Origin of the sequence: Nostoc sp. DedQUE08 (assembly GCF_034530895.1) — a bacterium.
Taxonomy (GTDB): Bacteria; Cyanobacteriota; Cyanobacteriia; order Cyanobacteriales; family Nostocaceae; genus Nostoc.
The window spans coordinates 1-10,437 of record NZ_JAVRCD010000119.1; the positions used below are offsets into that span (position 1 = coordinate 1).

Here is a 10,437-nt window from a genome sequence, read left to right on the forward strand (position 1 = left end):
TAGGGGTTGCCCTACGCAAAAATAGCTCGATGCCAGGAACCATAATTTAATAAAAGCCCCTAGCTCCACAGCCTGGGGCTTTTTGTTATTTATGGTTCTGTGACAGCAATTAATAACTATATTCAGATTGATTATTGTAGTACTTGCAATCTCCATTTGTAGAGCGATCGCACTAACAATTTATCGTAATTTTGGCGAACTATAAAAACACTAAGCTTAGGACATATTTATTTTATCGCCGTCCAGTCTTTGTCATATCAGACATCGCCCCATTATTGCAGAAAACTGCATACTTAACGAGTATTCGCTTGTTTATAGTCCAAAGGTACAGCTTTATTAGATACTGGAATAATCTATATGAAAGCGCGTCTTATGACGAGAAAATACGGATTACACAAGTGTTTGCAATTGGGATTGGCAGGGTTGCTGGGCTGCTTAAGTGTAAGTCTCCTCACTAACAAAACCCAGGCACAACAAAGTAATATCGTACCTGATAGTACACTTGGTACTGAGTCATCTCAAGTTATAGGCAACTTTCAGGGACAACCAATTGAAGTAATTACAGGTGGTGCAATTCGCCAAATAAATCTGTTTCACAGCTTTGGAGAATTTAATATCAGCGAGGGACGGGCAGCTTATTTCTTCAGTCCTAGCGCAGACATCCAAAATATTTTGGCACGGGTGACAGGTAATAATCCTTCAGAAATTTTGGGAAGACTCGGCACATTTGGTAGTTCTAATCCTAATGTATTTTTGATAAATCCTAATGGGATTGTGTTTGGAAAAGATGCCAGTCTAGATGTGCAGGGTTCCTTTGTGGGGACGACGGCGAACGGAGTACAATTTGGGAATCAGGGTGTTTTTAGTGCCACAAATCCCCAAGCCGCGCCATTATTGACTATTAATCCTTCGATTTTATTTTTTAATCAGATTAATCAGAATGCAGCAATTCAAAATAACTCAATTGTACCAGCAGGAATATCTCCTTCAGGCATGAATACATCTGGTTTACGAGTGCCAGATAGGAAGAGTTTACTGCTTGTAGGTAGCGACATTAATATGGATGGTGGCAGATTGCGAGCCTATGGTGGTCGAGTTGAGTTAGGAGGATTATCTGCTCCTGGAAATATCAATCTTCAGCTAGATGATAATAATTTCAGTCTAACGTTTCCAGAGAATGTCACGCGGGCAGATGTGTCTCTCAAAAATGCTGCAAATATAAATGTAAGTGCTAGTGATGGTGGAGACATCATAGTCAACGCTCGTAATATAGATATTTTAGAAGAAAGTGTACTGATTGCTGGCATTGGGCAAGGTTTGGGTACACCTGAGACTGTTGCAGGTGATATTACACTTAATGCTACCGGAGAAATCAAAGTTGCTGGAGTTGGGAGCGGAATTTACAATTTTGTGAATTTGGGAGCAAAAGGCAATGGAGGTAATATTACCATAAATTCTAGTTCCCTCACATTAGAGGATAGCGCTCTACTTGCTGCCTCAAATTTAGGACAAGGGAATGCGGGAAATATCATTATAGATGCTCGTGAAAATGTTTTATTTGATGGGGCTAATGCTTATAGCGGAATTGGAAATGAAGCAGTCGGGAATGCTGGCAATATTTCCATTAAAGCTGGGTTAGTATCTTTGAGCAATAATACATACATGTCTGCTAGTACTAGTGGACGAGGAAATGCAGGGATTATTAATATCAATGCACGCGATAGTGTCTCTTTTGATCAAAAGAGCTACGCTTATAGCCTAACGACAACTGAAGGAGTAGGAAAAAGTGGCAATGTCAACATTAATGCCAGGTCGCTGTCTGTGAAAAATGGTTCAGAACTGAGTGCTAGCAGTTTTGGACGGGGAGATGCTGGTAATCTAACCATTAATGCTAGCGATACAGTACATTTTGATGGAGCAGACAGTGCGGCTTTGAGCATATTAGGAGAGGGAGTGGTAGGTAAAGCTGGTGGCATCAATATCACCACTAAGTCACTTTTTGTCACTAATAATGCAGGATTATCAGCCAGTACTAGTGGACGAGGAGATGCAGGCAATGTGAATATCAATGCCAGTGATATAGCCTTCTTTGATGTGGGAAGCCAAGCCTTTGCTCTTGTAAATGCTAGAGGAGTGGGGAAAGCAGGTACGATAAACATCAACACTAGAAAGCTCTCTGTGAACAACGGGTCACAATTGAGTGCCAGCAGTTTTGGTCAGGGAGATGCTGGTAATGTAACCATTAATGCTAGCGATACAGTAAATTTTGATGGAGCAGCCAGTGCGGCTTTCAGCATATCAGGAGCAGGAGCGGTAGGCAAAGGAGGTGGTGTTAACATCACCACAGGATTGCTGTCTGTTACAAATGGTGCTTTTTTAACTACTAGCACCCTTGGACGAGGAGATGCAGGTAATGTGAGCATCGATGCTCGTGATACAGTTGTTTTTGATGGTATAGGCAGTAATGGATTAAATAGCGCGGCTCGCAGTTTAGTACTAGCAGGAGCGGTAGGTAACGGTGGTAAAATCCTCATTAATACTGGATCAGTATTCATTACTAATGGTGCTGGCTTAGAAGTAAGTACTGCTGGAAAGGGAAATGCAGGTAATGTGATAATTAATGCCAGTGATACAGTCTCTATTGACAGAAGTGATGGCATTTTCAGCATTGTCAAAGCAACAGGTGCGGGTACAGGAGGGGATATTAATATCACTACTGGCTCATTTTTCTTGAACAACGGCGCTCAATTAGCTTCTAGTACTTTTGGACGAGGGGATGCAGGAAATGTGTTTATTAGTGCTTCTGGTTCTGTTTCAATTTCAGGAAATAATACTGGCATCCTCAGTGACGTGGAGTCAAAAAGTGAGGGTAATGGTGCCAATATCAACATTAAGGCCGCTTCACTCTCCATTAGTGATGGCGCTCAACTAGTAACCTCTGTTAAAAATAATGATGACAATTCTGTCGGACAGCCATTCAACCAGGGAAATGCAGGCAATGTTAATATCGATGTCACGGGTGCAGTTGCGATCGCTGGAATCAGAGAAGGAAAGGCAAGTGGAATTAGAAGCAACTTAGGAAGAAGAACAGTTGGTAAAGGAGGAAACATTACTATATCCTCTGGCTCGTTATCTGTAACGGATGATGCCAGAATTTCGACTAGTACCTTTGGAGAAGGAAATGCAGGTAATATCTTCATACAAGCCAAGGATTCTGCGTCTTTTTCAAATGGTTTTATATTTAGTTCTGTAGAAGAAGAGGGATTGGGTAAGGGGGGAGAAATTAATGTTACATCTCACTCTCTCTCCTTAACGAATGGCGCTCAATTTGTTGCCATTAGCCGTGGAGCTTTTGCTGGTGTAGAAATTACTTCTCCTGGAAATCCTTCCATAGATTTTTTTAAATTTAGTACCAATTCTATTAAAGCTGGAAATATCCAAATTAACGCAACTGATGGTGTTAATATTTCTGGTTTTAATCCAATCACTGGCAATTCCAGTGGATTATTTACATATACTGTAACTATAGGTAACAGTGGCAATATCACTGTAAATACTGATGTTTTTCGAATATCTGATAGTGCTTTATTAGACGCAAGAACTTATAATTTTGGTGATGGTGGAAATATTACAGTCAATGCACGAATAGTGGAGGCTAGTAATGGGGGGCAACTTATTACAACTACTACAGGAGGTGGTAATGCAGGTAAGATTATAGTCAATGCTAAAGACCAAGTAATTGTTTCAGATACCTACATAAATCCTGAGAATACAGAAGCTCAACTTCTTAAAAGGTTTCCCGAAGATGATGCTAATAGTGGTTTCTTTGTTCGTTCTTCAGGCTTTGGTGTTGCAGGTGATATTGAAGTTAACTCGCCCAAAGTTACTTTAGATAAACAGGGAAGATTCATCGCTGAATCAGCATCAGGCAATGGGGGTAATATTAAGCTGGGAATTAGGGATTTACTTCTCATGCGACGTGGTGGTCAAATCTCCACCAACGCAGGTACGGCACAAGCTGGTGGCAATGGCGGTAACATCAATATCAACTCAAAATTTATCGTCGCCATTCCCAAAGAAAACAGCGACATTAGCGCCAATGCCTTTCAAGGACGCGGTGGAAATGTCGAAATTAACTCCCAAGGTATCTTCGGTATCGAAGCGCGTCCAAAGCCAACTGAAAAAAGCGATATTACTGCCAGTTCCGAATTAGGTGTTTCAGGTGCGATCAACATTAACGTACCTGATACCAGTTCCATCCAAAATAGCTTCACCGAATTACCTCCAGTCATCGATGCTAATGCACTCATCGCCAATAGTTGCATTTCACGCGGCACAAAGCGACAAGAAAACTCTTTTACCATCACAGGTTCTGGTGCCTTGACTACTAATCGTCCTGGGGTTTTGGTTTCTAACTACATAACTGGTGAGGTGAGAGGTGTCGAAACTACATCCCGTCCCTGGAAGAAAGGCGATCCGATTATCGAACCGCAAGGTCTATATCGGCTGAATAATGGGCAGTTGCTATTGAGTCGAGAATGTTCTTAATTTTGGATCAAGTCGAGCTAAAATCATGACGGGAAGAAGCCCATAACTCCTAAATATGTGTCTCTATGCAAGATGCATACATGGTTCACACAGATGATAAAAATTACAAGTTTTAACAGTGCCGGTAAACTGACCGCTCTTTTGTGTTTGATAACTCTCTTACTCACGCCTTGTGTGATTATAAATGCAGGAGAACGTGGTGTATTAATGAAATTTGGCGAAGTACAAAACCAGATATTAGGAGAAGGACTTCACTTAATTATTCCTGTAGTCAATACTGTGAAAAAGTTGAGTATTAGAGTTCAAAAACAGGAAATTTCTGCTGAGGCTTCTTCCAAAGATTTACAAAATGTTTTTGCCGATGTAGCTCTCAATTGGCATATTATTCCCCAGGAAATAAATGTCATTTTTCAGGAAATTGGAGATGAACAAAATGTAGTTATTCGGATTATTAGCCCAGCCGTTGAAGAAGTACTAAAAGCAGTAATAGCAAAGTATACTGCTGAAGAAATTATTACTAAACGAGGAGAAGTCAAGAGTGGAGTAGATGATGCCTTGTCCACAAGATTGGGTAGCTATCACGTTGCAGTTGATGATATTTCTCTAGTTCATGTCCATTTTTCAGAACGATTTGATGAGGCGGTGGAGGCGAAGCAGATTGCTGAACAAGAAGCAAAACGAGCAGAATTTATCGCATTGAAAGCAACAAAAGAGGCTGAAGCAAAAGTGAATTTAGCCAAAGGAGAGGCTGAGACGCACAGATTATTACGTGATGGTTTAACTCCAGAAATTCTGCAAAGGCAAGCACTAGAAAAATGGAATGGTAAGTTGCCATTAATTGTAAGTAAGGAGGCTCCAAAATTATTGAATTTAAGTGAATTTTTAAAATTTGATGAGAATTGATCTTCTTGTTCGCTGATTTACTCTCCATTAACAGACTCAAAACCCTGATTTTTTGAAATAGTATGGACGTATAGAGGTGCGCCCATACTATCGATTCCTTTGGAGAAAGGATGATCGACTAAATTAACTGTTGGAGAATAAAATGGGAGAATCGAGAATCTTCAACTGGATCAATAGCATAATCAACAGTGTATAAACTGTTGAAGAAATTAGACCTGTGAACAATTCTTTTTTGAGGTTATGCTCTTGAGGTTCTTTTTGAAAAATGTCCTTAGAACCGAATTGCATCAAGAGAATTCCCACAATATTAGAGAGCCAATATCCGATAATTGAACAAGGTAGAAGCAATTTTGGGGAAAGTAAACTACATGCATACCCAAAACCATAAGCTATTGGCAGATTGAATAGTAGGTCATTCCACCAACATAGTGGTGATAGTAAATATCCTAGTACCAGAAAAAATCCACCTCTGAGTTTTTTGAAAATGTCTTTTTTGAATTTTACTGGAGTAGACTGTTGTAATTGCTCTAGTGCTGTGTCTCTTGTTACATTCAACTCTTGACTAACGTTTTGGACGCTTTCCATAAAAACCCACTATTCCTATCGTCTTAGTGCAGTTTAATATATAAACTAAATTAACGTCTAGTACACGAGTGATAACATTTTGGCTTTTTGATGCTGAAGGTTTTACCACAGAATAGTTTCAGCAAAATTGAGGTTTAAATCAGCTGCCACTTAAAAACATCTGATTTATATCTAGAGACATATCAGTTAGGTCGCTGCTTACAAAATATGGGTTTTTGTTTCGGTATCTGAGCAAAACAGAAACAATTTATACACAATTTAGACAATTAAGGCTATTTGTCGCTCAACAAGTCTTAAAGTCTAAATATCCCTTTTTAAATCATAGCATACTATGAATTCCAAGACCGATACTGTAATAGCCAGAGCCTTATTAGTTTGGGGTGGATGTTGAGTTGTAAAATTTTTATGTTTTTGCATTTAGCAGAAGCAGAAATTTTAACTAATAATAGCTACAATAAAAGTGCTAAAGCATCTTAATCGAAAAATGACAGATTTAACTCCAAATAGCACCTTTGTAATAGCAGGAATTGTTTTTATAACGATTGCTGTAATTGGACAATCTAAATTAGCTTTTATTGAAATCAATCCTGGTTGTTTTGGGAGAATTTTGGCTTTATTTATTGGTGTTTCTAGCCTATTATATGCTTTAGGAATACTAAACTTTTCAGCAGAAAATCTGGACTTATTAAGAAATTCTCTGACAGAACAAATAAAACAGAGAATCAGTCAAATTAATGAGATTTTACAAGGCTCGTAAAAAATCAAATTAGCTATTGCTTTACCTTTGCCAAAACTGTCGTAGAATCTCCCCTGGCTTTCTATCCCAGGTGTCGATATGCTTGTATATAAAATTATCTTGATTGAGTTTATATGTCGAATAGCCATTGAAAAGTAACCCTGCTTTCCAGGGAACGCGCAACACCCCCCTCACTGTCCATTTTGCTAAAATCGTATCTTCATCTGACTGATAAATCTCATGTACATCAAAGAAAATTCGGGTAAAAAAGAGCCGAGCGTGAAATCGTAAAGTCCAAAATATAATGCGATAGTTAAATTTGTATTTGAATGTATTCACGGGGTCTTTAAAATAGATATCCTGTGTATAAATGTCATAAGAAATATCTTTTTCAAAAAGTGTCGGTAAATCTTCTTTTAAAGTATTAATTACCTTTTCCACTGACAATTTATATTCCACGCGCCTTTTTCCTTAAAAAATCTTTTTTAACAAATTTTCCATTCCTGACCAAATAGAAGATGTCGTCTTGTGACTCACACCACCTGCACTCAAATCTGACAATGTGGGAAATGATGCAAACTTAGCATAAGGCCCATTTCGCAAAACTTTAGCAAGGGCATTGTTATTCTCGCGCAAACCTTCGTAAAAAAAGAATACCTCTCCTTGAATGCCAAGTTGACGATTGTATTCAATTACCTGCACCAGATATTCTGGACTAATACAGTAAGAGCCAAGCTTCATCAATATTCCTGGTGCTAACTTGGGCAGTGTTGTATCTGTAAACTGTTGGTTTACTAGTTTATCAACGATCGCCTGATAACTCCTAAAGTCACGGCGATAAATCTGCGGCTGAATCATATCAACGATTCCCCGCTTCAGCCATGCAGGTGAATCTTGCAGATATTCCTGGAATGCCCAATCATAGATATTAGGTGCGATCGCTACTAATAAATTAGGATTCACCGCTTTCACCTTCCAGTAGAGATGCGCCAAAAACTCACTGAGAATATCTGCACGCCACTGTAACCATTGCTTATCCTTGTGGTTCTGTGGTGGATTGCGATCGAATTCCTGGCGATAACGGTTGACAGTTACCCGATCGTAGCCACCTTCAGAGGGTAATGCAGGGAAGCGATCGTCTCCTTGAATACCATCCACATCATAATTATTCGCAACTTCCAGCACTAAGTTTAAGAAGAATTCCTGCACCTGTGGATCGAGTGCATTCAACCACTCAAAGCCGTTTTTCTTCAGTAAGTTACCCTTATAATCACGCGCAGCCCATTCCAGTTTTTTTTGTAAAAGTACACCACCATTCAAATTGTAGGAACTGGCAAAACCGTATTCAAACCAAGGAATGACTTTCAACCCGACTCGCCGCGCCTCAACTATCACCTCTTCTAAAGGGTCGCCACCTACAGACATCGGGTCAATTTCGACTCCAAATGTCTGCTGCATTGTTTGACTGGGATACAGAGTTACTGCTTTGTTCCAAACAACGGGAAACACCACATTAAATCCCGTTTCGGCCAGGAAATCCATCGCCTCAGCAATGCGTTCTTTCGATCTAAGAACTTGACTATCAGTAGTAGTCAACCAAATACCACGAGTTTCTATTATTGCCATTTCTTTGAAGAAGAATTCAGGAGTCACAATGGGCTAAACGCCCCGCTACCGCTAACAGGAGTCAGAAGCAATTAGTGGGTCAAATTTTCTTGTTTTGTAGGGGTTTTAAACCCGATTATTCGTCCGCCAATCGTACAGAATTAATTCTGAATTTTGACTCCTAATTCCTGAATTCTGTTTAATTGAAATTCTCGACACTGCACCATCTAAACACTGACTAGTCGACGATACCGCGCTTGTATTATTATGTAAATCCCATAAGCAACTAAACCTAGTGCCACAATACCCAAAAGCCATGCTCCGTTAGGCTGTTGTGCTAGCGTCTGTAATACTTCATCCAAACCTTCTGCGGTAGCGGCGTTCGATTGCCTTGCAGCTTCAATTAAAAACCAACCGATAATGCAAAATACGATACCCCGTGCCGCTAAACCAAATCTGGAAATTCTCATTACCCATTGGGCTTGTGTGTTGCTTAATTCAGTTAAATTGAGTTCTTTACGAAATTTGCCACTAAAAGCTTGATAAAACTGATAGAAACCTAGAGCAATTACAAACACCCCCACAGTTCCAACTAACCATTGGCCAAAAGGTTGAGAAAGCAAACGTGCTGTCGAATCTTCAGTAGAATCACTACTATTTTTACCACTGCCTGTACCCATAACGATTTGCACAGCACTTAAGGCTAAACTTGCATAAATCAAGCCATTAACTGCGTAACCAATTCGTATTGCTAAACCTTTGGCATCATTACCTTTATTTTCTGGGTCTTTAATTGCCTGTACAAAACGCCAGATTACGTATCCAATCAAGCCAATTGCAACTAGAGTCAGCAAAAATTGACCAAATGGCTGGTTGACGATTGTTTGGAGAGCGCCTTGCGTATCAGTTGTTTTACCACCCCTGCCAAAAGCTGTCTGTGCTGCCAGTAGTCCAACTATACCGTAAACTACTCCCTTAGAAATATAGCCAAATCGTCCCAGTCGCTCAACCCACAATGAAGGATGGTTTGTCAACTGTTGTGTCATGGTAGTTGGGAAGAATTATATCTACCTTTTACCAAAATTTGCCCACGATTCACATCTACCTCAAGACAAATTGTCTAATATTTGTGCAAAAAATCACTATCGGAATACTGTCTTTCAATAGATGTGAGGCCGATCAAAATAATATTACACTTGCTAAGTACAGTATTAGTATTTAGTATTTTTTAATGCTGAATTTGGATTAATTATGTCTCTAATAGAAAGTTCTTGGAAACACGAATATATAATTACCAATCGGGTAAAACTACACTACGTTACCCAAGGTGAAGGCCCTTTAATGTTGATGTTGCATGGGTTTCCTGAGTTTTGGTATTCTTGGCGGCATCAAATACCAGAATTTGCCCAAAATTTTAAAGTCGTTGCCCTTGACTTGCGTGGCTACAACGATAGTGATAAACCAAATGAGCAATCAGCTTATGTCATGGATGATTTTATCAAAGATGTTGAGGGAGTAATTAAAGGATTAGGATATCAAAAATGTGTATTAGTTGGACATGATTGGGGTGGTGCGATCGCTTGGAATTTCGCATACACTCACCCCGAAATGTTAGAACAATTAATTATTCTTAACCTACCTCATCCTGCTAAATTTGCCCAAGGGTTACGCACTCCCCAACAGTTGCTACGTAGCAACTACGTATTTTTCTTTCAACTACCGTGGATACCAGAATTACTTTTACAGTCTTCAGACTATCAAGCTATTGAAACAACTTTTAAAAATTTGGCAGTTAACAAGAGTGCTTTCAGTAAAGCGGATATTGACGCTTATAAAAATGCTGCTGCAAAACGCGGTGCCCTCACAGCAATGTTGAACTACTACCGCAATATTTTTCAACAAAGAATGCTAAATCCAAATTGGGGCGTTCTGGAAGTGCCAACACTGATGATTTGGGGAGAAAATGACCCTGCACTTGGCAAGGAACTAACCTACGACACCGCAGCTTATCCCTCTTCTGTCACTTTCCGACATAAGCAAGTAGTAAATAACTGAAATTA

The 10,437-nt window shown here is 39.5% G+C and carries 8 protein-coding genes; 4 read left to right on the plus strand and 4 right to left on the minus strand.

The window, feature by feature from the left end:
* The first annotated feature begins 357 nt into the window (after positions 1-357).
* Complete coding sequence (locus RMY64_RS36295; protein WP_322702643.1) at positions 358-4,548, plus strand: filamentous hemagglutinin N-terminal domain-containing protein; 4,191 nt, start codon at positions 358-360, stop codon at positions 4,546-4,548.
* Between the two features lie 93 nt (positions 4,549-4,641).
* Positions 4,642-5,451 carry a prohibitin family protein gene (locus RMY64_RS36300; protein WP_322702644.1) on the plus strand — a complete coding sequence of 270 codons (810 nt, stop codon included), beginning with the start codon at positions 4,642-4,644 and terminating at the stop codon, positions 5,449-5,451.
* Positions 5,452-5,574: 123 nt separating this feature from the next.
* Here the strand turns inward: RMY64_RS36300 and RMY64_RS36305 are convergent, their stop codons facing one another.
* Complete coding sequence (locus RMY64_RS36305) at positions 5,575-6,036, minus strand: hypothetical protein (protein ID WP_322682604.1); 462 nt, start codon at positions 6,034-6,036, stop codon at positions 5,575-5,577.
* 484 nt (positions 6,037-6,520) lie between these two features.
* Between RMY64_RS36305 and RMY64_RS36310 the strand changes: the two genes are divergently transcribed.
* A complete protein-coding gene (locus tag RMY64_RS36310) occupies positions 6,521-6,793 on the plus strand; it encodes a hypothetical protein (RefSeq protein WP_322688155.1) in 273 nt (90 codons plus the stop codon).
* A 21-nt stretch (positions 6,794-6,814) separates the two neighbouring features.
* Here RMY64_RS36310 and RMY64_RS36315 read toward each other — a convergent pair whose 3' ends face one another.
* The 3 genes from RMY64_RS36315 to RMY64_RS36325 form a co-directional block, all read right to left on the minus strand.
* Positions 6,815-7,231: a DUF2358 domain-containing protein gene (locus RMY64_RS36315; RefSeq protein WP_322675576.1), complete on the minus strand. Its 417-nt coding sequence runs from the start codon at positions 7,229-7,231 to the stop codon at positions 6,815-6,817.
* A 12-nt stretch (positions 7,232-7,243) separates the two neighbouring features.
* Positions 7,244-8,398 carry a glycoside hydrolase family 10 protein gene (locus RMY64_RS36320; RefSeq protein ID WP_322702647.1) on the minus strand — a complete coding sequence of 385 codons (1,155 nt, stop codon included), beginning with the start codon at positions 8,396-8,398 and terminating at the stop codon, positions 7,244-7,246.
* A gap of 206 nt (positions 8,399-8,604) precedes the next feature.
* Positions 8,605-9,423, minus strand: a complete 819-nt coding sequence (locus RMY64_RS36325) for a DUF1206 domain-containing protein (RefSeq protein WP_322702645.1) — start codon at positions 9,421-9,423, stop codon at positions 8,605-8,607.
* Between the two features lie 205 nt (positions 9,424-9,628).
* Between RMY64_RS36325 and RMY64_RS36330 the strand changes: the two genes are divergently transcribed.
* Complete coding sequence (locus RMY64_RS36330; RefSeq protein WP_322702646.1) at positions 9,629-10,432, plus strand: alpha/beta hydrolase; 804 nt, start codon at positions 9,629-9,631, stop codon at positions 10,430-10,432.
* Positions 10,433-10,437 lie beyond the last annotated feature (5 nt).

Excerpts from the sequence above, each read along its gene's own strand:
- RMY64_RS36295 (WP_322702643.1), top strand. The coding sequence starts at position 358 with ATGAAAGCGCGTCTTATGACGAGAAAATACGGATTACACAAGTGTTTG.
- RMY64_RS36325 (WP_322702645.1), bottom strand. The coding sequence starts at position 9,423 with ATGACACAACAGTTGACAAACCATCCTTCATTGTGGGTTGAGCGACTG.
- RMY64_RS36310 (WP_322688155.1), top strand. The coding sequence starts at position 6,521 with ATGACAGATTTAACTCCAAATAGCACCTTTGTAATAGCAGGAATTGTT.
- RMY64_RS36300 (WP_322702644.1), top strand. The coding sequence starts at position 4,642 with ATGATAAAAATTACAAGTTTTAACAGTGCCGGTAAACTGACCGCTCTT.
- RMY64_RS36320 (WP_322702647.1), bottom strand. The coding sequence starts at position 8,398 with ATGGCAATAATAGAAACTCGTGGTATTTGGTTGACTACTACTGATAGT.
- RMY64_RS36330 (WP_322702646.1), top strand. The coding sequence starts at position 9,629 with ATGTCTCTAATAGAAAGTTCTTGGAAACACGAATATATAATTACCAAT.
- RMY64_RS36305 (WP_322682604.1), bottom strand. The coding sequence starts at position 6,036 with ATGGAAAGCGTCCAAAACGTTAGTCAAGAGTTGAATGTAACAAGAGAC.